Annotated in this window: 24 protein-coding genes; 14 read left to right on the top strand and 10 right to left on the bottom strand. The window is 60.3% G+C overall.

Features of this window, described 5'->3' with window-relative positions; translation table 11 throughout:
• The 4 genes from H8K11_12170 to larE all read left to right on the top strand — a co-directional run.
• Nucleotides 1-447, top strand: a 447-nt coding sequence (locus H8K11_12170; protein MCS6264502.1) for a 23S rRNA (adenine(2503)-C(2))-methyltransferase RlmN, incomplete at its 5' end; no start/stop codon positions are given.
• A gap of 14 nt (nucleotides 448-461) precedes the next feature.
• Nucleotides 462-1853: an insulinase family protein gene (locus H8K11_12165; GenBank protein ID MCS6264501.1), complete on the top strand. Its 1392-nt coding sequence runs from the start codon at nucleotides 462-464 to the stop codon at nucleotides 1851-1853.
• 12 nt (nucleotides 1854-1865) lie between these two features.
• Nucleotides 1866-3248 carry an insulinase family protein gene (locus H8K11_12160; GenBank protein MCS6264500.1) on the top strand — a complete coding sequence of 461 codons (1383 nt, stop codon included), beginning with the start codon at nucleotides 1866-1868 and terminating at the stop codon, nucleotides 3246-3248.
• A gap of 44 nt (nucleotides 3249-3292) precedes the next feature.
• Nucleotides 3293-4114, top strand: a complete 822-nt coding sequence (larE, locus tag H8K11_12155) for an ATP-dependent sacrificial sulfur transferase LarE (GenBank protein MCS6264499.1) — start codon at nucleotides 3293-3295, stop codon at nucleotides 4112-4114.
• Between the two features lie 6 nt (nucleotides 4115-4120).
• On the opposite strand, the gene atpF is transcribed toward larE, so the two are convergent.
• From atpF to H8K11_12135, 4 genes are all read right to left on the bottom strand, one after another.
• Nucleotides 4121-4633 carry a F0F1 ATP synthase subunit B gene (gene atpF / locus H8K11_12150; GenBank protein ID MCS6264498.1) on the bottom strand — a complete coding sequence of 171 codons (513 nt, stop codon included), beginning with the start codon at nucleotides 4631-4633 and terminating at the stop codon, nucleotides 4121-4123.
• Nucleotides 4634-4707: 74 nt separating this feature from the next.
• Nucleotides 4708-4938, bottom strand: coding sequence for an ATP synthase F0 subunit C (gene atpE, locus H8K11_12145; GenBank protein MCS6264497.1), 231 nt, complete (start codon nucleotides 4936-4938; stop codon nucleotides 4708-4710).
• A gap of 36 nt (nucleotides 4939-4974) precedes the next feature.
• Complete coding sequence (locus H8K11_12140) at nucleotides 4975-5724, bottom strand: F0F1 ATP synthase subunit A (GenBank protein ID MCS6264496.1); 750 nt, start codon at nucleotides 5722-5724, stop codon at nucleotides 4975-4977.
• A gap of 30 nt (nucleotides 5725-5754) precedes the next feature.
• Nucleotides 5755-5973 (bottom strand): AtpZ/AtpI family protein, encoded by a 219-nt coding sequence (locus H8K11_12135; protein MCS6264495.1) that lies wholly within the window; start codon nucleotides 5971-5973, stop codon nucleotides 5755-5757.
• A gap of 175 nt (nucleotides 5974-6148) precedes the next feature.
• On the opposite strand from H8K11_12135, the gene H8K11_12130 reads away from it, so the two are divergent.
• The 3 genes from H8K11_12130 (at nucleotide 6149) to H8K11_12120 (ending at nucleotide 9346) form a co-directional block, all read left to right on the top strand.
• Nucleotides 6149-7633 (top strand): anthranilate synthase component I family protein, encoded by a 1485-nt coding sequence (locus H8K11_12130; GenBank protein ID MCS6264494.1) that lies wholly within the window; start codon nucleotides 6149-6151, stop codon nucleotides 7631-7633.
• Nucleotides 7633-8514 (top strand): aminotransferase class IV, encoded by an 882-nt coding sequence (locus H8K11_12125; protein ID MCS6264493.1) that lies wholly within the window; start codon nucleotides 7633-7635, stop codon nucleotides 8512-8514. The genes H8K11_12130 and H8K11_12125 overlap by 1 nt, the downstream gene beginning before the upstream one ends.
• A 151-nt stretch (nucleotides 8515-8665) precedes the next feature.
• Entirely contained in the window at nucleotides 8666-9346 is a 681-nt protein-coding gene (locus H8K11_12120) for a lytic transglycosylase domain-containing protein (GenBank protein MCS6264492.1), read from the top strand.
• Here H8K11_12120 and nadB read toward each other — a convergent pair.
• Together nadB and H8K11_12110 are read right to left on the bottom strand one after the other, a co-directional pair.
• The gene (gene nadB, locus H8K11_12115) at nucleotides 9237-10901 is read right to left on the bottom strand and encodes an L-aspartate oxidase (protein MCS6264491.1); all 1665 of its coding nucleotides are present in this window, start codon (nucleotides 10899-10901) and stop codon (nucleotides 9237-9239) included. The genes H8K11_12120 and nadB overlap by 110 nt on opposite strands.
• 14 nt (nucleotides 10902-10915) lie before the next feature.
• Nucleotides 10916-11431, bottom strand: coding sequence for a hypothetical protein (locus H8K11_12110; GenBank protein ID MCS6264490.1), 516 nt, complete (start codon nucleotides 11429-11431; stop codon nucleotides 10916-10918).
• Nucleotides 11432-11606: 175 nt separating this feature from the next.
• Between H8K11_12110 and H8K11_12105 the strand changes: the two genes are divergently transcribed.
• The 4 genes from H8K11_12105 (at nucleotide 11607) to H8K11_12090 (ending at nucleotide 14662) form a co-directional block, all read left to right on the top strand.
• A complete protein-coding gene (locus tag H8K11_12105) occupies nucleotides 11607-11702 on the top strand; it encodes an AURKAIP1/COX24 domain-containing protein (GenBank protein ID MCS6264489.1) in 96 nt (31 codons plus the stop codon).
• Between the two features lie 31 nt (nucleotides 11703-11733).
• A complete protein-coding gene (locus H8K11_12100) occupies nucleotides 11734-11952 on the top strand; it encodes a hypothetical protein (GenBank protein MCS6264488.1) in 219 nt (72 codons plus the stop codon).
• Between the two features lie 102 nt (nucleotides 11953-12054).
• Nucleotides 12055-13785: an ABC transporter ATP-binding protein gene (locus tag H8K11_12095; GenBank protein MCS6264487.1), complete on the top strand. Its 1731-nt coding sequence runs from the start codon at nucleotides 12055-12057 to the stop codon at nucleotides 13783-13785.
• A 16-nt stretch (nucleotides 13786-13801) separates the two neighbouring features.
• Nucleotides 13802-14662: an acid phosphatase gene (locus H8K11_12090; protein ID MCS6264486.1), complete on the top strand. Its 861-nt coding sequence runs from the start codon at nucleotides 13802-13804 to the stop codon at nucleotides 14660-14662.
• Here the strand turns inward: H8K11_12090 and H8K11_12085 are convergent.
• The gene (locus H8K11_12085) at nucleotides 14659-17373 is read right to left on the bottom strand and encodes a cation-translocating P-type ATPase (GenBank protein MCS6264485.1); all 2715 of its coding nucleotides are present in this window, start codon (nucleotides 17371-17373) and stop codon (nucleotides 14659-14661) included. The two genes, H8K11_12090 and H8K11_12085, sit on opposite strands and share 4 nt — an antisense overlap.
• A 304-nt stretch (nucleotides 17374-17677) precedes the next feature.
• Here H8K11_12085 and H8K11_12080 point away from each other — a divergent pair, with 304 nt between their 5' ends.
• Entirely contained in the window at nucleotides 17678-18130 is a 453-nt protein-coding gene (locus H8K11_12080) for a hypothetical protein (GenBank protein ID MCS6264484.1), read from the top strand.
• Between the two features lie 10 nt (nucleotides 18131-18140).
• On the opposite strand, the gene H8K11_12075 is transcribed toward H8K11_12080, so the two are convergent.
• Nucleotides 18141-18740 (bottom strand): hypothetical protein, encoded by a 600-nt coding sequence (locus tag H8K11_12075; protein MCS6264483.1) that lies wholly within the window; start codon nucleotides 18738-18740, stop codon nucleotides 18141-18143.
• 383 nt (nucleotides 18741-19123) lie between these two features.
• Between H8K11_12075 and H8K11_12070 the strand changes: the two genes are divergently transcribed.
• Entirely contained in the window at nucleotides 19124-20113 is a 990-nt protein-coding gene (locus H8K11_12070; protein ID MCS6264482.1) for a tetratricopeptide repeat protein, read from the top strand.
• Nucleotides 20114-20273: 160 nt separating this feature from the next.
• A complete protein-coding gene (locus tag H8K11_12065; GenBank protein ID MCS6264481.1) occupies nucleotides 20274-20612 on the top strand; it encodes a PilZ domain-containing protein in 339 nt (112 codons plus the stop codon).
• A 51-nt stretch (nucleotides 20613-20663) separates the two neighbouring features.
• Here H8K11_12065 and H8K11_12060 read toward each other — a convergent pair whose 3' ends face one another.
• Both H8K11_12060 and H8K11_12055 read right to left on the bottom strand, forming a co-directional pair.
• Entirely contained in the window at nucleotides 20664-21680 is a 1017-nt protein-coding gene (locus H8K11_12060) for a sodium:calcium antiporter (protein ID MCS6264480.1), read from the bottom strand.
• A gap of 232 nt (nucleotides 21681-21912) precedes the next feature.
• A complete protein-coding gene (locus H8K11_12055) occupies nucleotides 21913-23427 on the bottom strand; it encodes a response regulator (protein ID MCS6264479.1) in 1515 nt (504 codons plus the stop codon).
• Nucleotides 23428-23444 lie beyond the last annotated feature (17 nt).

The raw sequence follows: 23444 nt of genomic DNA, 5'->3' as shown, positions 1-23444 counted from the left end.
GTGAACCTCGCCATCTCGCTGAATGCGACCACCGATGCACTCCGCGATCAACTCATGCCGGCGGCCAACCGGCTCCATTCGCTCGACGCCTTGCTCGCCGCCTGTCGCGCCTATCCGCTGGCGGACCGTGATCGCCTCACCTTCGAATATGTTCTGCTCGCGGACGTGAATGATCGCGCCGAGGACGCCGCCCGGTTGGTGAAGCTGCTTCGAGGCCTTCGCTGCAAGGTCAACCTGATCGCCTTCAACCCGTTTCCGGGCAACCCCTACCGACGCCCCTCAGACTCGGCGATTGACACGTTTCAGGACACCCTCCGCCGGGGCCATGTGGATGTCTACCTTCGCCGCAGCCGTGGCCGCGATGTGTTGGGTGCCTGCGGCCAACTCGGTCGTATCGATGCGTCAGATGCCCAGGTTGCCTTGACACAGATTCAGACCCGTTGTTAGCATGTTCTTCGTACATGCCTAATCAGAGCGCAACTTCCAACTCAGCCCCTAATCGATTGTCCATCCTCGCCTGTTCATTGCTGAGCTTCATCCTGTTCGCGAGCCAGACCTCCCTGGCCCATGCCGTCGAGCCCAAGGAATACACCTTGTCCAACGACATGAAAGTGATCCTGGTGGAAGTCCCCAAAGCTCCCGTGGCAACTGTGCAGGTCTGGTACAAGGTGGGCTCGCGAAACGAGGTCATGGGCCGGGCCGGGTTGTCCCACATGCTTGAGCATATGATGTTCAAAGGCACGGCCAAGTACCCCAAGGGCACCTTCTCCCGACTGGTTCGCAAGAACGGCGGGATGGATAACGCGTTTACCAGCCAGGACTTCACCGCCTACTTTGAGAACCTGGCTGCCGATCGCGTGACGCTCGCCCTCGAACTCGAGGCCGACCGCATGCAAGGGCTGATTCTCGATGCGAACGAATTCAAGACCGAACGGGAAGTGGTGAAGGAAGAGCGGCGGCTGCGCAACGAAGATGACCCGCAAGGCGCGCTGGTGGAAGCCCTCTTCGCACAGGCCTTCATGAGTCACCCGTACCACTGGCCGGTGATCGGATGGTTCTCCGATCTCGATGCGATGAACCTCGACGATCTCCAGCGCCACTACGACACCTACTATTCGCCGAACAACGCCACCCTGATTGTGGTCGGGGACATCAAGGCAGAGACACTCCTCCCGACCATCGCCAAGCTCTTCGAGCCGATTCCGAAGGGTCCATCCCCCAAAGCCCTGGCCGTGACGGAAGCGCCGCAGCACGGGGAGCGCCGTTTCCTGCTCAAGCGGGAGGCGCAGGTGCCGTTCGTCATGATGGGCTACCGTGTCCCCAACTATTCGAGCGACGACTCCTATGCCTTGAACGTGCTTGAATCGATCTTGTCTCACGGCAAGAGCGCCCGGCTCTACCAGAGTCTCGTGTATGAGCAAAAGACCGCCCTGGCCGTGGGGGCCGACTATGGCCTGATGCAAGCCGACCCGGGGCTGTTCTATTTTTATGCCGTGGTCAAACCCGGCGAGAAGGTCGAAGCAGTCGAGGACGCGGTGCTCAAGGAGATCCAACGGATCCAAACCGAACCGCCGAGCGAACTCGAACTCCAGCGCGCGAAAAATCAGATCGAAGCGGCCCACATTTTTGAGCAGGATTCGAATTTCCGTCAGGCCATGCTGCTGGGAGAGGCCGAAACGATCGGGGCCGGGTGGCGCAAAGTCAGCCAGTTTGTGGAGCGCACCCGTGCCGTCACCGCGCAGGACGTGCAACGTGTGGCGTCGCACTACCTGGCTGCCGATATGCGCACCACGGGAACCCTGATTCCTCAAGCTCCGCAAACCCAGGCCGCGTCACCGACACAACCTCACTAACGAGCGATCCCGATGACGCAACAACCAAGCACCCGGCTCTCGCGCCAATACCGACACCGCCGCTCTGTAGGCCGAACACTAGCGGGCCTGCTCTGTATGGCGCTCTGCCTGCCCTTCGCCTCGGCGCAGGCTGCGGACATCGTCCCGACCCGCTCCGTCACCGCCAACGGCATGACCGTGTTGTTCCTGGAACAGCATTTTCTGCCGACCGTGGAAATCCACGCGCTGGTCAAGGTGGGGTCGGCGCAGGATCCGCCCGACAAAGCAGGATTGGCGAATCTGACGGCCAGCCTCCTGGACGAAGGCACGCTGACCCGGACATCTCGGCAAATCGCCGAACAAATCGATTTTGTGGGAGGCTCGCTGGAAGCCCATGCGGCAGAGGATTTCACGACCGCCTCCACCCGTGCGCTCAAGAAGGATGCCGACCTCGGCTTTGCGCTCCTCGCCGATATGCTCCAACATCCTGCTTTTCACAAACAGGAATTCGAACGTGTCCGCACGCAGATCCTCGGCGAAATTGTCAGCGATGACGATGATCCCGGCAACGTGGCCATGAAAGCCTTCCACCAATTGATTTTTCACGGCCATCCCTACAGCTGGCCGGCCCATGGCACGGAAGAAACGCTCAATAAGATAACCGTCGCGGACATCCAGCAGTTTCATGCCAGGGAATACCTGCCGAATCAAACGATCCTGGTCATCGTGGGAGACCTGACACAGGATCAGGCCGCCACTCTGGTCCAGACCCATTTCGGGTCGTGGAAGAAGGGAACCCCCTCGCCCTACCAGATAAAAAAACCGGCTTCGATCGAACGGAAAATGGTCCAGCTCATCGAGAAGGATCTGACCCAGTCAACGATCGTCCTGGGACACACGGGCATCAGCCGGACTAACCCTGACTACTATGCCGTCACGGTCATGAACTACATCCTGGGTGCCGGTGGGTTTTCCTCTCGCCTCATGGATTCCATTCGCGACAAGCAGGGACTGGCCTATGGCATCATGAGCCAGTTCGACTCCCGCTTGATGCCGGGCGCCTTCTTTATCAGCCTGCAGACCAGAACCGACGTCACGAACCAGGCCATCGCAGGTGTCCTCACGGAGATCAAAGGGATGCGCGATGCCCCGGTCACGGATCAGGAACTCAACGAAGCCAAGTCCTTCATCGTCGGCAGCTTCCCTCTGCGGGTCGATTCCAGCGCAAAACTGGCCAACGTCCTCGCCCAGGTCGAGCTCTACAACCTCGGATTGGACTACTTCACACAGTACCCAAAAGCCATCGAAAAGGTGACGAAGGACGATGTCCTGCGAGTCGCCAAGCAGTATCTCGACCCCCAACACTACGCCTTGGTCGTCGTCGGATCGATCGCGAAGGCTAAAGTCAAACAATAGCCGGCCACTGTCCCCCAGCCTGGCCGCGCAGATCCAAAAATCCCATGCTTTCCACAAGTCCGTTGATCGACAAACTCACCCGGGCACGACAGATCCTTCGTGAGATGGGCTCGGTCATCGTGGCCTTCTCAGGCGGAATCGACAGTTCCCTCGTTCTCAAATTGGCGCATGATGAACTGGGCACGCAGGCCGTCGGCGTGACCGCCGTCTCGCCGACCCTGCCGGCGGCGGAGCTGGCCGCGACACAAGCCATCGCCGCTGAGATCGGCGCGCGCCATCGCATCGCTGAAACCGATCAACTCGACATTCCCGAATTCGTCCGGAATGATGCCACCCGCTGTTACCACTGCAAGACCGACCTGTACTCCCTCCTCGAAACGCTCCGGAGTGAATATGCGGCGGGGTACATTGTCGATGGCACCAATGTGGATGATCTGGGAGACGACCGGCCCGGGCTGAAAGCCGCTCGCGAACGAGGCGTCCGTAGCCCGTTGCTGGAAGCCGGATTCTCCAAAGCCGACATCCGCGACGTAGCAAGGGAACTAGGCCTCTCCAATTGGGACAAGCCGGCGGCCGCCTGTCTCTCTTCCCGCATCCCACGCGGAATCACGATCACGAGAAGCACTCTCTCACGCGTGGAGCGCGCGGAAGATGCTCTCGCAGAAGAAGGCTTTCGCCACTATCGTGTGCGAGACCATGGGGAGATCGCCAGAATAGAATTGGGCGCAGAAGAACTGCCAGGACTGTTACAACCGGGACGTCGCGAACGGCTGGCCGAAACCCTGAAGAAACTCGGCTATCGCTTTGTGACGGTTGATTTGGAAGGATACCGCCAGGGGGGCGTGAGTCTGACCCCCCCGGCGTAAGAGAGGCTAATTCCGGCTCTGATAGCTCTTTGCGAGGGCATCGAGGGCTTCGTCCGCCAGGCGACGATGATCGCCTTCCGTCAGTGCCCGCCCGACGACTTTCTCAGCCACCATCATCGCCAAGTCGGTCGTTTGCGAACGGATGTCCTGGATGGCCTTCCGGCGCTCGGTCTCGATTTCGCGCGTCGCGTCGCCCTTGATGCGTTCCGCATCCGCCGTCATGCGCTGCTCGTTCTCTTCCATCAGGCGCTGGGCGCGTTCTTTGGCCTGTGCCAGGAGCGCCTCTGCGTCCTTGGCCGCCGTCGCCAGCTTGGCTTCGTATTCCTTCAGCCTGCGCTCGGCTTCGGACCGGTGGCGTTCCGCCTGATCGAGACTGTCCTTGATCTTTTTCTCGCGCTCTTCCAGCATGCCCAACAGGCTGGGAAATGCATACTTGTAGAGCAGGAAGAACAGGATCCCGAAGGAGAGCACCTCCCAGAAGATCAGGGACGAAAAGAAATGTGATTCAAATTGAGGCATAGTCTAGTACCCAAATGAGTTGAGGTTCTGAGCCGGGAATAGGCCCCAGCATCAGGGCTCAGCCGTCGAAACGACTACTTACGCAAGCCCATGATGATGAACGCAATGACCAGCCCGTACAGTGCAATGGCTTCGACCAACGCGAACCCGATCCACATGTACTTGCCGACGCGGCCTTCCGCTTCCGGCTGCCGGGCCACGGCCTCGATCATTTTCCCGAAGATATACCCGATGCCCACACCGGCGCCGGCAAATCCTGCCGCCGCCAATCCCATACCCACCAACGCTGCTGCTGCTGCATCCATTGTTTGTCCTCTCCTCCCTTATGTAAACAACTCGACCTAGTGTGCGTGCTCGCTATGACCGTGCAGGGTAACCGCATCACCCAGATACACACAGCTCAGCACGGTAAAAATATAGGCTTGAATAAACGCGATACCAACTTCGAGTCCGTTCATGGCGATGGTGAACGCGAATGGCAGCCACCCGATCAGCAACCCACCGCTGATCGCCAGACCAAACAAGACTCCCAGAATGACGTGGCCGGCAGTCATATTCGCGAACAGACGGACGGCCAGGGAAATGGGTCGCGCCAACTGACTGATCAATTCAATCGGAATCATCAACGGCAAGAGCCAACCCGGTGTCCCGGGCGGCACGAGAATGCCGAGAAACTTCATGCCATGAAGGGAAAAGCCGAGCACAATACTCAGCCCGTAAACCCCTACAGCAAAGACCGCCGTCACAATGATCTGACTGGTGACGGTATAGGAACCGGGAATCAACCCGATCAAATTGGCAAAGAGAATAAAGAGGAACAACGTGGCGATCAGGGGAAAATATTTCATGCCCGGCTCGCCCATGGTGTCCAAAATAATCCCGCGGATGAACTCGACGATCAATTCGGCCATGTTCTGCAATTTGCCCGGAACCAACTTACGGGCCGCCGCAGCCGAGATCATCAGGAACGCCACCAGGCCGACGATCACCCACATCAGAATCACGGCCTTGTTGATGGAAATATCCACCCCAGCCGGAACCAAGGGAATCAGATCGTGCAGTTCAAACGCATGTAACGGACTTTCTTCCACGATGATCCTTTATCAGTCAGACGATTCTGGTTAACTCTGCCATCGTTGCGCAGACCGATAGGCGCTCCGTACACCGGCTGCGGCCCCCAACCCTAACCCCACCACCAATCCCCATGGATTAGAATCGAGCAGATAGGTGTCGACGACCCAACCCAGTCCTCCCCCGACGATCAACGCAGCAAGCAGTTCCGTCCCGATCCGGACAGCCTGCCCGAGCCCCGCATATAACGGATCCTGAGAGGGGGGCATCAGATGCTCACGTGCGGCACTCCTCAGCGCAATCGGAGAGAGTGCACCCATCGGCGGGCGCGCCATTCAAGCAAATTCGCTGGGGGCTTGTCAAGAAGTTGGCCACCTATGACCCGGCCGCTCGATGCGGTATAGTCATTTCTTCGGGTAGGGCACCCCTCTGAAACGCAGGTTCATGAGTTTTTCCTCTCACCAGGCATTCCTGAGCGGACCGCCGCAACCGCTGGTGGTCGTGCGTCCACAACCGGATGTCGACGCGTTCGGGCTGTACTGTCGGCTGGCCCCGGCAGAACGTTCCTCGTTTCTCCTGGAAAGCGCCAACGGCACCGACAGCACCGCGCGCTATTCATTTTTCGGACGCGACCCCTATCTCAGCCTGACAAGCCGCGCGCAGGATTACCGGATCGAGACCGGGGGACAGATCCGGCACGAGCAAGGCTCCGGCCTTCGAGTCCTTCAACGCACGCTGGCCGAATCGACCATTACCAAACCGGAAGGCCTTCCGCCGTTTTATGGCGGCGCGGTCGGATACCTCAGCTATGACTTCGTTCGTTCATTCGAATTACTTCCGACCCTGGCCGCCGACGATCTCCACCTCCCTGACCTGCACATGGCCTTTTTCGACGTCGTCGCCGCGGTCGATCACCATACGCGACAGCTCTACCTGATGTATTGCCCTCCCTTATCGCGATTTCAGTCGGAACCTCGAGAGAAACTCTATCGCGAAGGTTGTGACAGGCTGGCGGAACTGGAAGCCCGCCTGACAAGCCCGATCAGCTCTCTGGTTTCCTCCCCCTGGCCCTCCCCAACGACCTTTGTTCCCAGCCAATCGCGCGAGGCCTACAAAACTCGTGTGCGGCGTTGCCAGGACTATATCGCCGCCGGCGATATCTACCAGGCCAATCTGTCGCACCGCTTCACCCTCGATCTGCACGCCGCCGCTTCACCGACCGGATTCGAGGGATACTCAACCGAGCTCTATCGCCGCCTTCGCCGGATCAACCCTGCGCCGTTCGCGGGGCTCGTCAGATTCCCTGACCTCAGCCTCGTCAGCAGCTCCCCTGAGCGGCTCGTGCGGCTGACCGGCTCACAGGCCAGCACCAGACCCATTGCCGGCACCAGGCCGAGAGGCACCGGCCTGCAGCAGGACCAACTGCTGCGCGCTGAGCTGCTTGCCAATCCGAAGGAACGCGCCGAGCATGTGATGCTGGTGGATCTCGAACGTAACGACCTCGGAAAGGTCTGCCGCTACGGCTCGGTGCGAGTCGATGAGTTCATGACCATCGAACAGTATTCGCATGTCAGCCACCTGGTGTCAGACGTGGTGGGAACCCTGCAACCGGGCATCTCACCCCTCGACCTGGTGAAGGCCGTGTTCCCCGGCGGAACCATCACCGGTGTCCCTAAACTCCGTTGCATGGAAATCATCGAAGAACTGGAGCCGGTGCGGCGTGGACTCTATACCGGCGCACTGGGGTATTTCAGTTGGAACGGCGACCTGGACCTGAACATTCTCATTCGTACGCTCGTACTGACCAAGAACAGAGGGTATCTGCAAGTCGGTGCCGGCATTGTGGCCGACTCGGATCCCGACCGCGAATATGATGAAACGCTCGCCAAAGCGGGCGCATTTTTCAAAATACTGGAGGCTGGCCGCTGATGTGGGTGTTTCTCAATGATCGGTTTGTGCGCAAAGAAGAAGCCCTCGTCTCCGTGTTCGACCATGGGTTTCTCTATGGTGACGGCGTCTACGAAACTCTTCGTTCCTATGGATCCCGCATCTTCATGCGCGACCAGCACCTAGCCAGACTCCGGCGCTCCGCCGAAGCCATCGGCCTGGACATTCCCATTCCGGAGTCACAATGGCCGGAGCTGCTCCACGAAGCGATGCATCGCAACGGAATCGGGAACGCGCAAGCGGACGCGTACCTCCGGATCACCGTCTCACGCGGCACGGGGGAAATCGGCCTCGATCCCGGTCTCTGCCCGCGGGCCACAGTGGTCATCATGGCAAAGACGCTCCATCCCTCTCCTTCCGCCCTCTCCCGCGATGGGGTGGCTCTGACCATCGCCAGGACCAGGCGAAATCTGCCCGAAGCGCTGTCTCCGCAGATTAAGTCCACCAATTTTCTGAACAACATTCTTGCCAAACGTGAATCGATTGCAGCCGGTACCTTCGACAGCCTGTTTTTGAACTGGAAGGATGAGCTGACCGAATGCACGATCAGCAACCTCTTCTTCATCTACGGCGGAACCCTCCATACCCCCGCACTGGACTGCGGCATCTTGGACGGCATCACGAGAACCATCGTCATGACCCTCGCGCAAGAGGAAGGATTATCCGTCCGGGAAGGCCACTATTACGTCGCGGACCTCCAGCGCGCGGAGGAATGTTTTCTGACCAATACCAGCATGGAAATCATGCCGGTGAGCAGGGTCGATTCGATCGCCATCGGCGATGGCAAGCCGGGCCCGCTGACCCGTCGGCTGCAGACCCGATTCGCGGACAGCCGGACGAGGTTTCTCGAACCGGCCTCGTAGCGAATACGGCCATACACATCCATGATATCAATGTGTTATGCGGATCAAACCGAGTTCGTCCGGGGCAAAGTTTTTTGACAGGTCGGGGGTCCGATGCTACGGTTGAAACAGCCGAATGCGAACGTGCGACTTCACTGGATTCACCGTCCACATGCCCAATGTCGGCCGCATACCAGCGATCCTCTCGATCTCCGCGGCCCTGCTCTTGAGCGCCCTCCCCAGCCGGGCCGACGTGTATCAGTACATCGATGCCAACGGCACTATTTCTCTGACCAACGTGCCGAACGATCCTCGATACAGACGAGTCATTGCTGAACTGCCTCGCTCGCGCACGGTGATCTCGGACGGGGAATTGGAGCCGGTGATTGCCCGGCATTCCAGAGCCCACCGCCTCCATCCGGCGCTGATTCGCGCAGTGATCAAAACGGAATCCGACTTCGACCCGCAGGCGGTCTCACGCGCCGGCGCCATCGGACTGATGCAGCTGATGCCACAGACCGCCGTGCGCTTGGATGTGCGGGATTCCTACAATCCGGATGAGAATATCGGCGGGGGGACGAAATATCTGCGGCAGTTGCTGGACCGGTTTAACGGAAATCTGCCGCTGGCCTTAGCGGCCTACAATGCCGGCGAACATACGGTGGAGCGCTACCAAGGGCTTCCTCCTATTCCGGAAACCAGGCAGTATGTCCAAAAAGTGCTTCGGTACTACCGCACCTTCCTCACGAACGACCGGCTTTCTTCTTCCCGGGCCTACCGCGCACAGGCGCTGGGGGCGAAAGCACGAGCGCTCGTTCCTTCGCTGCCGGCCCGCTCGTCTGACCGTCCGTAAACAGCAGCTGGCTGTGTTGCCGCCACCCGGGCCGATTGGCCTCCGGAAAATCTGAACGATAGTGGGCCCCGACACTATTCTCCCGCCATAGTGCCGCGTCTGTGATACAGCGGGCGACCTGCACCATATTCTTGACCTCCAGGGCCGCTCGCGAGGCAAACGGCTTGGCCAACAGGCGCATCCAGCGCACCAGTTGCGCAGAGGCGCTGATCAACGAATCGCCTGAACGCACGAGTCCTACCTTCCCCCACATCAAGCGACGCAGTGAGCTTCGCAACTTCTCGGGATCATCGAAATCCGTCGGCCGGCCCTGTTCGAGTTCTTCCAGGCGGGGCATGCGCACCGGTCCCGGGAATCGTCCGGCATGGGCCACGGCAGATTGCGCAGCCCGCATGCCGAAGACCAAACCTTCCAGGAGCGAATTGCTCGCCAGACGATTCGCACCGTGCACACCGCTGCAGGCGACCTCGCCGGCCGCACACAAGCCGGGCAACGTCGTCGCCCCCTGCACATCCGTCCAGACACCGCCCATCATGTAATGCGCACTGGGCGAGACAGGGATCCATTCTTCAGTCATGTCGATGTCGTAGCGCAGGCAGGTGGCATAGATGGTGGGGAATCGCCGCTTCACAAAGGCCGCGCCCAGATGCGTCACATCCAGATACACATGGCGCGCGCGAGTCGCCGCCATTTCGGACCAGATCGCTCGCGACACCACATCGCGCGGCGCCAGCGCACCATCCGGATGGTAGCGGTGCATGAACAACTCGCCTTTGATATTGCGCAACTGGCCGCCTTCCCCACGGATAGCCTCCGACAGGAGAAACGGCGGGCTCGAGGGCAGATACAGGGACGTGGGGTGAAATTGCACGAACTCCATATCCATCAACAACGCTCCGGCCCGGAGGGCCATCGCCATGCCGTCCCCCGTCGCGTTGCCCGGATTCGTCGTCCGCGCATAGACCTGCCCGGCGCCACCGGTCGACAACACCACGGCGCTGGCCGGTAGCACCGTGCGCTCGCCGGTCATCTCATTCAACACAATGGCGCCGCAACAGCGCCCGTCGACGACCGCCAGGTCGACCGTGAATCGCCGATCCAACCGTTGAATGCGCGGCTGCCTCGCGGCATAGGTCATGAGAGCGCGCACCATCTCGTTGCCCGTGGCATCGCCTCGCGCGCGCAGAATGCGGCTCCGGCTGTGGGCCGCCTCACGCGTGAAGGCGAAGCGCTTGCCGATCTTGTCAAACTTCGCGCCCCAAGCGATCAGTTCCTGAATGCGCTCCGGCCCTTCCTCGACCAGCGTACGCACAGCTTCACGGCGACAGAGGCCGTGACCGGCCTTGATGGTATCGGTCAGATGGCTGCCGACATCATCTTCTTCGCTCAACGCGACCGCGACGCCGCCCTGGGCATACATCGAATTGCTTTCCAAGGGATGCCCCTTGGTCAACATCAAGACACGCCCGGCCCGGCTGAGTTCGATCGCCGCGCGAAGACCCGCGACGCCGCTTCCGACCACGAGAAAGTCCGTTTCAATTTTGGAGGAGGACAACCTGACAGACATGGCTATGGCTTGGCTTGCCCGCGTGCCGGGCCTTCACCCACGCTGGCGCGCGCGCCCATGCCGAAAGGCAGATCGCCCTGCGCTTCCCGAAGCAGAATGGACTGCGTGCCGACCCAGGCCAACCGCCCATGGCCACGCTGGCGCGTGCCCGCCTCGGCAGGATCCCGTTTCCACTGGCCCTGCCAATGGACAAACACATCGATATTGTCCCCTTCGATCAAGATGCGCTCAATGGAAAACTCCAACTGAATGTCGCGAAAGGTATCGAAGTCGGCGTGAATCTCACGTTGCACCTGATCCAAATTCCCCGACGGGAGGAACAACGCCTCCAGCGCACTACGGTCCCGTTCTACGTAGGATTTACGGAGCGACTCCACAGCCTGGTCGATGCGAAGAATACGGTCGTGATCGTCCTTATACTGAAGGGTTTTTCCTGCACAACCCACGGTCAGGATCAACAGCATGGCCAGGAAGACACGTCTGAGAAAAAGGCGGATCGGCGGGCACGATTCAATCATGGCGCAGTATAGGAACCTTGGCGGAAAGAGGTCAAGCCGACGGGCTCGCCTCACGTTCATCGCCTCCTGCAGAACGGTTATGCGGCCTATCAACATACAACAAGTCATAATCTTGGCTTGCATTTTGGACTGAAACCCACTAGACTCCCGCGCCTAGCAGTTGGAGATTGAATGTATGGCGAGTGTCCTCAAGAAACGCCGGAAGAAGATGCGCAAGCACAAGTATAAAAAGTTGCGCCGGCGTCAGAAATTCTTGCGTCGCAAGAGCTGAGCCCATCACGACATAATGGACGGAGGGATCCGTGCCCGAAGGAAAAAAAGTTCGCATCCGCGTTCGAACGGTGAACTGTGTTTACGTCGGGGATTTCCTCATCCCGCCCATGCGCAATCGTGTGTCAGATGCGATCAACGAAGAGCAGCGGCTGTTCATCAGCCTGACTGACGTGTTGATCAACGATAAGGATCGGTCTGACTTCGTGGCGATCAATAAAAACTTGATCGAGTCCATCGCTCAGCTCTAGCGCGATCTCACCTCATCACGAAGGTCATGCCGTATGCGTATCGCCGCCACCAACGGTGATACGCTACAGGCCTGCCCCCTCTGAAACCATTGTCGTAACACCATGTTCTCGTTCAAACGATTCTTTCCGTTCCTCAAGCCCTACGTCCCTCGAATGATGGCGGCTGCCGTCATGGTTATGGCGGTTGCCGCCATCAACCTTGCCCTCCTTCGTTTAGGCGGCACCCTGTGGGACGTCATCACCGTCCAGCACGATGCCGCGCGCATGACAGAAATGATCCTGCTCTTGTTGGGCTTGGTCTTGATCCAGGGGTTATGTTCGATGGGACACAGTTACCTCACCGCCTGGGTCTCCCAACGGGTGATGGCCGATTTCCGGATCCATCTCTTCGCACATCTCGAGACGCTGTCGGTCAACTTCTTCTCGAAGCGCCGAACCGGCGAATTGATGTCCCGGCTCATGAACGATGTCACCGTCATTCAGAACGTCGTAACCGATACGCCCATCGACGCCGCCAAACAAATCGTTACCTTCATCGGCGGCGCGGGCTTCCTGTTCGCCATGAACTGGCAACTCTGCCTGCTCATTCTGGTGCTGCTCCCGATGCTGGTCGTCGTGGCCAAACTGTTCGGGCGGCGACTCCGGGCGCTGTCCACCAAAATCCAGGACCAAACCGCCTCCGTCAGCACGCTGGTCGAAGAAGTCATTGCAGGGATCCGCGTCGTGAAATCCTTCGTCCAAACGAAACGGGAAGAAGAACGGTTCGTGGCTCAGGTCCAGTCCGCGATGGAGCTGTCACTGCGCCGTGCCACCATCATGGCCTGGTTCGTGCCGACGATCATCTTCGTCACCTTTGCCGCCGCCGCCCTCGTCTTGTGGTACGGCGGGCGCCAGGTCATCGACGGCACGGTCTCCCCCGGCGACCTGTTTGCGTTCGTGCTCTTTGCCGGAATTCTGATCGGACCGTTCGGGTCGGCAGCCCGGGTATTCGCGCAGATCAAGGAAGCCCAAGGGGCCATGCAGCGCGTCTTTGAGATCCTCGACACCCATGCCGAAATTGCCGACGCCCCGGGCGCCATCGACCTGCCGCCCATCCGTGGTCACGTTCGGGCGGAGCACATCAGCTTTGCCTATGATCCCCGGCAGCCGATCCTCTCGGACCTCTCCTTCGAGGCGAAGCCCGGCGAATTGATTGCGATCGTTGGACCCACCGGGTCAGGCAAGACGACGATCATGAACCTCTTGCACCGATTCTACGACCCGACCGCCGGACGGCTCACGGTGGACGGCCACGATGTCAAAGCGGTTCGCCTCGACAGCCTGTATCGCCAGATCGCCCTGGTGCCGCAAGATACGATTTTGTTCGGAGGGCCCATCCGGGACAATATTCGGTACGGGCGGGAAGACGCCAGCGAAGAAGAGATGATTGCCGCCAGCAAGGCCGCGCATGCCCACGAGTTCATCGTGGGATTCCCGGACGGGTATCAAACGATCGTCGGGGAGAAGGGTATTAACCTCTCAGGCGGTCAACGCCAACGTGTCGCCATTGCGCGAGCCATTCTGAAGAATCCTAGAATTCTCCTGCTCGACGAGGCCACCTCGGCTCTGGATACGGAGTCCGAACGGCTGGTGCAGGAGGCGTTGGAGCGCCTGATGGTCAACCGCACCACTTTCGTCGTGGCGCACCGGCTCAGCACCATTCAACGCGCCGATCGCATTCTGGTTCTGAATAAAGGGAAGATCGTGGAAGAAGGGACCCATGCCGCACTGCTGGAGCAGCGGGGCCTCTATCATTATCTGTATACCCTGCGACTCAGCGAACTGCCCGTGTAACGGGGAGGGACTTCACATGCGCTCATGCGTCCTGGCCGTCTGTATCCTGTGGATGGCTCTCCTCTTCGGGATCCAACCCGTTTCCGCCGAGACGCCGCTGCCCAAACCCGACCATATCGTAATCGTGATCGAGGAGAACCATTCGTTCGCCCAAATCATCGACTCACCGTCGGCCCCCTACCTCAACGCACTGGTCCGCAGAGGCGCACTGCTGACCAACTCCTACGGCATCACCCATCCCAGCCAACCGAACTATATCGCCCTGTTCGCCGGATCCATCGAGGGGGTCAATGGGAACACGTGCCCGCTCGCGTTGACGGCCCCGAATCTTCATAGCACCCTGGCGCAAGCCGGTCAGACTTTCATCGGGTACGCTGAAGATTTGCCCGCCGTCGGCGCCACCGATTGCGTGGCAGGGGCCTATGCACGCAAACATAACCCATGGGTCAATTGGCAGTCGTCTCCCATCAACACCGTGCCGCCCGCCGACAATCGTCCGTTCACCGACTTCCCGACCGATTTCCACACGCTGCCCACCGTCAGCATGGTCATCCCCAATCAACTGAACGACATGCACAACGGGAAGGACCCCGAACGCATCGAGCGCGGGGACCAGTGGCTCCGGACGCATCTGGATGCCTACGTGCAATGGGCGGAGACCCACAACAGCCTCCTGATCGTCACCTGGGATGAGGACAACGGAAAATCAGACAACCATATCCCGACGATTCTGGTGGGGCCGATGGTGCGGCAGGGACGGTTCGGCGAACAAGTCGATCACTATGGGCTCTTGCGCACGATCGAAGACATGTACGGCGCGAAGCCGGTCGGGTTCAGCCGGCAAGCCAGCCCCCTCACCACCATTTGGGCCCCCTAGCGGGCCTCAGCGACAGGCTCCCGCATTCGCCTCCACGCCTTCCACAGTTCCATCACCACGAACGGCAGCACGCCGAGTCCCAGCATCAGCCACCATTCGTCGGCTCGAAGCGGAACGACTTTGAAAATCTCCTGCCCCCAGGCGCTCAACAAAATCCCGGCCTGTAACAGGGCAGAGAGCAGCACGGCCCCCACAAGCGCCCGATTGGTCATCACTCCGATTTGAAACAGAGAATACCGTTCATGGCGACAACTGAAGGCGTGCAGCAGCTGTACCAACACCAGCGTGGTAAAGGTCATCGTTCGCGCGAAAGGCACCTCATCGTGCCAAATCGTGAGAGAGATCCCGAAGACGGCCAGCGTCACCAATGCCATCACCGTGCCCTGGAGACAGACAGCCAGAAATCGCTCTCGATCCAACAGGCGGGCTTGCGGGTCGCGAGGCGGCCGTTTCATCACATCGGGATCTTTCGGATCGACGGCGAGGGCCAGAGCCGGAAATCCGTCGGTCACCAGATTGATCCAGAGAATATGAATCGGAAGCAGCGGCAGGGGCCAGCCCAGCAACGTACTCCCCAACATCACCAGCACTTCGCTCAAGTTGCACGACAAGAGATAATGTACGGCCTTGCGGATATTGTCGTAGATACTACGCCCCTCCTCGACCGCCGCCGCGATGGAGGCGAAGTTGTCGTCGGTGACGACCATGTCCGACGCATCCTTCGTGACATCCGTGCCGGTCAGGCCCATCGCAATCCCGATATCCGCTTCCCGCACCGCCGGGGCATCGTTCACCCCGTCGCCGGTCATCGCCACCACCGCCCCTTGCGCGCGCCAGGCCCTCACGATGCGCAGTTTGTGCTCGGCCGATACCCGCGCGTACACCGCAATGTCCCGGACCCGCGCGGACAACTCGCCATCGGTCAGCCCATTCAACTCCAGTCCGGACAGCGCCTGCGTTGCGCCGCCCGGGAAGCCCGCCTCACGCGCAATGGCCAGGGCCGTCTCCTTATGATCACCGGTAATCATCACCGTCGCGATACCCGCCGACCGGCAGAGCTCGACGGCCACTTTGGCCTCGGGACGCAAGGGATCTTTCATGGCGGCTAACCCGAGAAAGACCAACTGCCGCTCAATGGTCTCGGAGTCGTACGTGGACGGCTCTTGATCGAGTGTCCGCCGGGCCAGGGCGACGACACGGAGGGCTTGCTCGGCAAACTGCCGGTTGATAGACAGAATGGACGCTCTCATCGAATCGGTGAGCGGGTGCACCTGCCCCTCGACCGATAGAAAGTCGCGACAACGGCCGAGCAGAACATCCGGGGCGCCCTTCACATAGGCCACGAGGTCTGCGCCCGATCGTCGAACCACCGTCATCATCTTGCGTTCGGAATCGAAGGGAATTTCCCCCACCACCGGATGCGCCCGCTCCAGGTCTGCTTTCCGCCATCCGGCCTTGCCGCCCGCAACGAGTAACGCCCCTTCCGTGGGATCGCCCACCACTTTCCAACTGCCATCGACTTCCTTGAGCGTTGCGTCGTTGCACAACAGTGCGCTCAACAGAAGCTGCTGCAAGCCTCCCTCGCGCGGATCACCACCGATGATGTCGCCCTCCGGCCCATACCCTTCTCCGGTCACCTCATACACCTGCCCATCGAGGGCCAGACGGGTCACCGTCATTTCGTTCTTCGTCAGGGTGCCGGTCTTGTCCGTACAGATCACCGTCGCCGCACCCAGCGTCTCCACGGCAGGCAATCGACGGATCAACGCATGGCGCGTCACCATGCGCATGACGCCGAGCGCCAGGGTCGTCGTCACGATCGCCGGCAGACCTTCCGGGATGGCCGCCACGGCCAGACTCACCGCCGTGAGAAACATGTCGAAGACCGGCTCGCCTCGCCACAAGCCCAGCACGAACACGACGACGACGATCCCGAGAGACAGCAGCAGCAGCACATGGCCGAACTGCTCCAACCGCCGCTGGAGCGGGGTCGGCTCGACAGGCACCGACGTCATCAACGTGGCGATCCGTCCCAGCTCGGTTCCACGGCCGGTTGCGACGATGAGCGCGCGGCCCTTCCCGCCCGTGACGGTGGTCCCCAGAAACACCATGTTCCGCCGATCGGCCAGGGGCAGGTCGTTGTCAGGGAGCACCCCGCCGGATTTGTCGACCGGCGTGGATTCCCCGGTCAGCGCGGCCTCCTGCGTGCGCAACGCCGCGGCTTGAATGAGGCGCGCATCTGCCGGGATGTGATCCCCCGCCTCTACGTCGATGATGTCGCCGGGCACCAATTCCGTGGAAGACAGCTGACGCCGCGAGCCGCCGCGAATCACCCGCGCGTAGGTCACCGCCAGGGTTTTTAGTGCCGCCAACGACTGTTCGGCTCGATACTCTTGAACGAAACCCAGAAATCCGTTCAATAGGACGATGGCGAGGATGGCACCGGTATCGATCCATTCCCCGAGCAGGCCGGAAACGATCGCAGCGCCGATCAGCACCCAGACAATCAGGCTGGTGAACTGCGCCCCCAGGATCGTCCAAGGGGAAGGAGGTGGGGCTTCCGGCAGTTCATTCCGACCATGAACAGACAGGCGGCGCGCAGCGTCATCCTCGCGCAATCCCTGTGCGAGGCTCACATCAAGAGCCCGCGCGAGTTCATCGGGGGACTGTGCGTACCACCGGGCTTGGATGTTTTGCCCCTGCTCGACCATAGCCTCCAATCTCGCTGCCCTACCGGTTCTGCGTTGGGATCCGGATCCCCTACGTACACATCCCGAGCACGACCGATATTCAGGTAAGTGCTTCAGCTTCCAGGAGAAACCCCTGGTTTTTCTCACGTCTACGACGCAGCCTTACAAAAAAATGTGGCCCTCCCCTTGCCGAAGACTCAATCCTTGCGAAAACACGCCGATAGAGTATCCACGAAGGACGGAGCATCGGCCCTGGATCGGGCGTCATTCCTGTGGTGGGAACAACCGTCGCTTGAAGCTGTGGATCTGTTAGGATTGGTGGTATATGACACGTTCTTCCTGGTCGGCTCCGAATCCGATTCCGGACAGTTTGCGCCGCAGCCTCAAGGACCTCCGCCACGGCCTGCTTGGCCTGCATAAGTCCCTCATCGTCTCCGAACAAGTCACCTATGAACGCATCTACGGGCGCGTCTCCTCAGCGGGGCAGTTACTGCAACTGGTTATGAACGACCCCTGGTTCGCCTGGCTTCACCCCCTATCACACCTCGTCGTCCGCATCGATGTCGTCCTCGAAGATCAAGACGACACGACCCTGGAAGCAGCACAGGACCTGCTGTCGGAAGCGCGCACGATGCTGCGGCCCTCCGAAGAGGGCGACGGGTTCGAACGCAGCTACTATGAAGCGCTGCAACGGACACCCGACGTGGTCCTGGCCCATGCCAGCGTCAAGAAACTGCTCGGCACTGCTGCCACAGCCGCATCCGCCGCTGCAGCCTGATCACTCCCGCTCAGAACAGAGGATGGTGCGGGGACGAGGAAAAGGGCGCCGAACGCGGCGCATCCCCTCGATTCCCGAGAAACCGCCATCCGTTCTTGTCCCGCACCAGATAGTGAACCTCCTGGAACCAACTATCCAGCGTGATGCGGGCGCCTGACTGCGCCTCTGTACCATAAAGACCGCCGGTGCACGTCAACTCCACCCGGGTCCCTTCTTCGGTCTGCACCACCTTCATCTCGGAAAACAGGTGCGTCGAGGATAACGCGCGATAGTGCTCGAACACCTCGCCCCAGATGCGCTCCACGTCCGCCACATGTAAGCCGTGATAGTTGTAGCCGGAAGCATAAAACTGCATCAGCGCGCTGAGATCCTGCCGTTCCAGCGCTTGCTCCGCACGATCGAAGGCCGTCAGAATGTCCTGCATCGTCTGATCGGCGCGAATCGCCTTAGCTCCGGTGATGCTCTGTCCCTCACGCTTCAGCGTCATCTCAGGCAGCACCTGGACGGTGGCATGCGCCGACGGCCCCGCCAGCATGAGGCTCGCCGCCAATACACAGGCGACTCGCCACTGTCGCCGAAACCCGAGAACGGTCGTAGCTCGCTGTCGCATCCTGGCTCCTTCCCTTGCACGGCCATACGGACCGTCGCTCGATACAGATACATCCTTGCCTCACACAATGCAAAGCCGATACCGAGAGGCCGCCGATGGGCGCAATCCGATATCCCGCTAACCCTCCGCGAAGTACCACGATTGGACGCTCGCCTCCAATCCACAGGCGCTATACGTCTCACCGCTGAAGGGAAATACCCCAGCCTGCCCTCCACACTGTCGCAGGACGCCACAAACTGATACCGACCAACTCTCCATGAACGTGCGGGACACAGGGCGCCGTGACGCGGGTTTCGCACTTTTTCTTTGGCCGGCGGGAGGTGAACGTTAGACTACAGTCACCTCACAACCGACACCCGAACGAAAGAGGGCAAGGAGATCCCATGCCATCATTCACACAGTCAGTTCCAATCGGCGTGCTCGGACTGATCCTGTTCACATCCGAGACCGCCATGGCAGCGGAGCCACCGCAGCCCGCACTCATCGCCCTCGTGGAACAACCGTGGGCCCTGAGCCTCGACATGACCGGTTACCGTGTGCAGATCGACGGGATCAAACCGGATGGGCGGCGATATGTCTTCGCCACCAACAGCGCCGCATCGACGCATCTCTCGGTCACGTTGGAAGCGGTGTCCGGACAGGCTACGGAACAAGGCTGCCTCGCCCATCTGGAACACATCGCGCGGACATCACCGGAACAACCCCGGCAGGACATCACGCGATACGAAATCAGGCACATACCTATCCTCGAGTATCTGCTGCCAGAGACCAAGGGAACATCGGTAGATCAACTCCACCTATTCGCCTGCGTCCGTAAAGACAACGTCTACGCAGACATCCACGTTGCTACAACCGGTTTCACGCGCGGAGATGATTCACGATTGCGAGCGGTGCTGCAGAGTCTCGACATCGTCCCCGCCCCCCGGGCCGGCAGCCTCGACCACTTTCGAGCAGGCAGCGCATCCTACCTGCAAGGGCACTTTCGGCAAGCCATTCCGTACTATGAGCAGGCGATCGCGTTGGAACGAGCACACTCAACCCTCGACAAGGCCGTCTGGCGCCTGCTCGTTCATAACTTGGGGGTGGCCTACGGTATGACCGGTGACCTCACGCGCGCCAAGGCCACGTTGGACTACGGCCTCTCACAAGATCCTGCCAACTCACTGTTTCATTACCACCTCGCCCGCACCTACGCAGGGATGAACGATCGGGAAAAGGCGATGCAATCCCTCCACGCTGCCTTCCGCAACAATCGCCAGCGAGAGGGGGGTGACCGCATACCGGATCCCCGACAGGATGTTTCATTCAGGCGATTCATGCTGGATCCGACATTCAGGGACTTGGCGGAGTCTCTCATGCAGCCGGCTATTTGAACGGAGGTTGAACAGGCTCATCGCGCATCGGGCGAGGTGCATGTCTCCCACGCCATGCTTGTTGCAGGTTGGTTTCGAAAGCGCACGGTCTCGATCCCGTCACACAAACGCAGCGCGGAAAGGGCAATCGATGGCGAAACGGAAGAACAGACGAGTGGAAATGAACCGGCCCATTGAGCTTCAAGGGCCTCGCGGAACCAGCCAGGGCGTCGTGCGGGACTTCTCCCCAGGCGGGTGCCGGATCGAACAGCCTGAGGCCAAGGTGCATTGCGGAATGCGATTGACCCTGCGCATCTCACTGCCCGATCGCCGTGAACCCATCGAAATCAAACCCGCCGTCGTCACCTGGACCGGCAAGGATTCGTTCGGGGTCGAATTCCTGTCGCTCGCTCAGGACATACGGGCGCGTGTAAAAATGGTGTACGATCTGCTCCTCGACGCACAGTCAAGCGCAGAGAGCGAGCGAGTCATCTCCCTCCCATCCGTCTCCTGGAAATGACCGCCCGCGAGGTGAGCAGGAAGATCATATCCCTCGTGCACATGCCCGGCGTCATCGGAACAACAGCCAGAGGCCGAGCAAATACCCGAGAATCATCACCAGGCTATCCGGTTCAATGAGCCAATACCGCTTCTCCACTCGATACACAATCCCCATCAGCCCTACATTCATCATCACAATGCCCCAGAGGGCGGTCAACGCATGAGTGGAGTCGATCGCACCGAGTAATGGCCCACCGGCGTATGCCAGGTCGGCAAACAAGAAAGCCGCTATATTGAAGGCATTGCTGCCGAAGAGATTGCCCACTGCAAGATCGAAGGCCCCGAGCCGGACGGCGGCCAGAGACGTGACCAACTCAGGCAATGTCGTCACCACCGCCACGAGCGACGTCCCGACGAAGGTCGTGCTGACTCCCGATTGATCCGCGATATCCTTGGCTGACTTGGCAAGCAGTGGGGCGGCGATGATCAGGACCACCGTAGCGGCGACGAATCCGATGGCGGCGCGGCGCAGTCCGTCACGCCGGACTGACTCTCGCGTGTGGTCGTCGTCAGCCTCCGCCTCGGCAAGGAGTTGCTGTGCCCGCTGGCGCCGCTTGACGTCTTCCTGTCGAAACACCATCCGCATGCCGAAGACATAGGCCAGAAAGAGCAGAGCGCTTCCCCCTTCGATGGCCGAAGCACCCATCCCGTTCCGAAACAACATCAGAAACGCGGCTAATCCAGTGAGGAGCATCGCCAGCGCAGCCACGAGCGTATGCTCGAAAGCCGCCTGCTCCCAGACGCGCTTGTCGCGATGGACAAGGTCGATGAGGCCAAGGGTGAACATGTTGGCAAGCACCGCGCCGAAGAGATCTCCGGCGGCCAGGTCCGGCGCATCGAGCAAACCGGCGCTGACGGTCGTGAATACCTCGGGCAGCGACGTCGCAGCCGCCATCAACACGACGCCGACCCACAGTCGCCCAAGGCCTGTCAGCGCCGCTATCTGGTCGCCGCAGCGCGAGAGTTTCGTCCCTGCCATGACGATCATGGCTCCGCTCAGCACGAGGATGGTCCATGACGCGAGCAATCGCCTCTCCTTACCACGATTCTCAGGTCTAAGGACCGAGATCCGCAATGGTCGGGAGTGTGCCGACTCCTCCGCTCCGGCGTCAAGCAGTCATCCGCGTCGATTCGACCAGTCGGTTACCCAACCCTGACGCTTGCGGGCAGCATCGTAATGGAATCACCGGCGGCCATCTGGAAGCGGGCTGCATACGGGCAGGATTGATCCAATCAGGAAAGTCGTATCTCGGCCCGCGCTACTGCGGGCGAGCGGGCAGGAGTTCAGCCACCTTTTCAATAATGGCCTGGGGGAGAAACGGTTTCTGCAAATAGGCGGCTTGTGCATCGACCCCGTGCGAGACCAGCATGTCGCCGGAATAACCGGAAATATAAAGTACTTTGATGTTCGGAAACATCGTCCTCGCCCCCTGTGCCAGCACGGCCGCTTTCATTCTCGGCAGGATGACATCCGTGATCAGGAGATCGCATCCCCCTTTTCGCAACTGCAGCATTTGCAGCGCCTCGACGCCGTCGGTGGCCGCCAGCACCTCATACCCCTGGTCTCGAAGCACGGCTGAGACGAGGCGCCGAATGCCCTCGTCGTCTTCCACAAGCAGGATGGTCGCGCAGGCGGCCGGAAGCGCACGAGACGCCGCCACCGGCTCGGCTTCTCCTGTTTGTGTCAGCACCCGGGGCCACATCACCGTAAACCGCGAGCCGCGTCCAGGCTGGCTGGTCACATCGATATAGCCGCGGCTTTCCTTCACAATGCCATAGACCGTGGCTAACCCCAGGCCGGTACCTTTGCCGAACTCCTTCGTACTGAAGAACGGCTCAAAGATATGGGCGAGCGTCTCGGCGTCGATCCCGCATCCGGTATCCTCCACCACGAGTTTGACGTAGGGACCAGGAACCGCGCCGGGGTGGGCACGCACGTACGCCTCGTCCAGATCGGCATTCCCTGTCTCGATCGTGAGAATCCCGCCTTCCGCCATGGAATCGCGCGCATTGAGGGCCAGATTGAGCAACACCTGCTCGATTTGCACGGGATCGCCCAACACATGCCCGGCCTTGGGATCGAGCACAATCACCGTCTGAATCTGCTCACCGATTAAACGACGCAGAATATCTTCCATGTCGCGAATCAACGTATTGAGCGGCACATCCCGCTGTTCCAGCACCTGGCGCCGGCTGAACGTCAGCAGCTTCTTCGTCAAAGCGGCCGCCCTGCTCCCCGCCTGTCCGATCATCTCCACTTCATGATGACAGGGATGCGAGCCGAGCTGCTGCGCCACCCGTTGTGAATGGCCGATCACCACCATGAGCAGATTGTTAAAATCGTGCGCGATGCCGGCCGCCAGCCGCCCGAGGGCCTCCATCTTCTGCGACTGCCGCAGGCTCTGCTCGTCCTGCTTCCGTTTCGTCACATCGACGATCGTTTCAATGACATGGACCCGTCCGTCCGTCGTCGGAGCCTTGGCCCAATGGATCAGGAGACGGCGGCCATCGGGCATGTCCACCTCCTCGGATACCACGCCTTCCCGCGCCAACGCCTCAGGCATGCGGCAAAACTCACAGGGAGCCGCCTTCCCCGCGATTTTCGCATGGCATCTGGAACCGGCCATGTCACCGAATATTTCCAGTGAGGTTCGATTTTGGAATTGCACGGAATGGTCGGCAGGATCGATCACATTCACGGTCACCGGCTGTGAATCGAGCAAGACCTGCGGATCATACGACGGAGTATTGGAGCGCGGCGTGGAAACGGCCATGACGTCCTCACGAGAAT

This window comes from Nitrospira sp., assembly GCA_024998565.1.
Classification (GTDB): domain Bacteria; phylum Nitrospirota; class Nitrospiria; order Nitrospirales; family Nitrospiraceae; genus Nitrospira_A.
This window is presented reverse-complemented; position numbering and strand designations above follow the sequence as displayed.

What these genes read in the sequence shown, in the direction of transcription:
- H8K11_12125 (MCS6264493.1), top strand. Translation starts at nt 7,633, where the DNA reads ATGTGGGTGTTTCTCAATGATCGGTTTGTGCGCAAAGAAGAAGCCCTC.
- H8K11_12065 (MCS6264481.1), top strand. Translation starts at nt 20,274, where the DNA reads ATGAACCGGCCCATTGAGCTTCAAGGGCCTCGCGGAACCAGCCAGGGC.
- atpE (MCS6264497.1), bottom strand. Translation starts at nt 4,938, where the DNA reads ATGGATGCAGCAGCAGCAGCGTTGGTGGGTATGGGATTGGCGGCGGCA.
- larE (MCS6264499.1), top strand. Translation starts at nt 3,293, where the DNA reads ATGCTTTCCACAAGTCCGTTGATCGACAAACTCACCCGGGCACGACAG.
- H8K11_12120 (MCS6264492.1), top strand. Translation starts at nt 8,666, where the DNA reads ATGCCCAATGTCGGCCGCATACCAGCGATCCTCTCGATCTCCGCGGCC.
- H8K11_12130 (MCS6264494.1), top strand. Translation starts at nt 6,149, where the DNA reads ATGAGTTTTTCCTCTCACCAGGCATTCCTGAGCGGACCGCCGCAACCG.
- H8K11_12110 (MCS6264490.1), bottom strand. Translation starts at nt 11,431, where the DNA reads ATGATTGAATCGTGCCCGCCGATCCGCCTTTTTCTCAGACGTGTCTTC.
- H8K11_12135 (MCS6264495.1), bottom strand. Translation starts at nt 5,973, where the DNA reads ATGCCCCCCTCTCAGGATCCGTTATATGCGGGGCTCGGGCAGGCTGTC.
- H8K11_12090 (MCS6264486.1), top strand. Translation starts at nt 13,802, where the DNA reads ATGCGCTCATGCGTCCTGGCCGTCTGTATCCTGTGGATGGCTCTCCTC.
- H8K11_12095 (MCS6264487.1), top strand. Translation starts at nt 12,055, where the DNA reads ATGTTCTCGTTCAAACGATTCTTTCCGTTCCTCAAGCCCTACGTCCCT.
- H8K11_12070 (MCS6264482.1), top strand. Translation starts at nt 19,124, where the DNA reads ATGCCATCATTCACACAGTCAGTTCCAATCGGCGTGCTCGGACTGATC.
- H8K11_12085 (MCS6264485.1), bottom strand. Translation starts at nt 17,373, where the DNA reads ATGGTCGAGCAGGGGCAAAACATCCAAGCCCGGTGGTACGCACAGTCC.
- H8K11_12055 (MCS6264479.1), bottom strand. Translation starts at nt 23,427, where the DNA reads ATGGCCGTTTCCACGCCGCGCTCCAATACTCCGTCGTATGATCCGCAG.
- H8K11_12160 (MCS6264500.1), top strand. Translation starts at nt 1,866, where the DNA reads ATGACGCAACAACCAAGCACCCGGCTCTCGCGCCAATACCGACACCGC.
- H8K11_12080 (MCS6264484.1), top strand. Translation starts at nt 17,678, where the DNA reads ATGACACGTTCTTCCTGGTCGGCTCCGAATCCGATTCCGGACAGTTTG.
- atpF (MCS6264498.1), bottom strand. Translation starts at nt 4,633, where the DNA reads ATGCCTCAATTTGAATCACATTTCTTTTCGTCCCTGATCTTCTGGGAG.
- H8K11_12105 (MCS6264489.1), top strand. Translation starts at nt 11,607, where the DNA reads ATGGCGAGTGTCCTCAAGAAACGCCGGAAGAAGATGCGCAAGCACAAG.
- H8K11_12075 (MCS6264483.1), bottom strand. Translation starts at nt 18,740, where the DNA reads ATGCGACAGCGAGCTACGACCGTTCTCGGGTTTCGGCGACAGTGGCGA.
- H8K11_12165 (MCS6264501.1), top strand. Translation starts at nt 462, where the DNA reads ATGCCTAATCAGAGCGCAACTTCCAACTCAGCCCCTAATCGATTGTCC.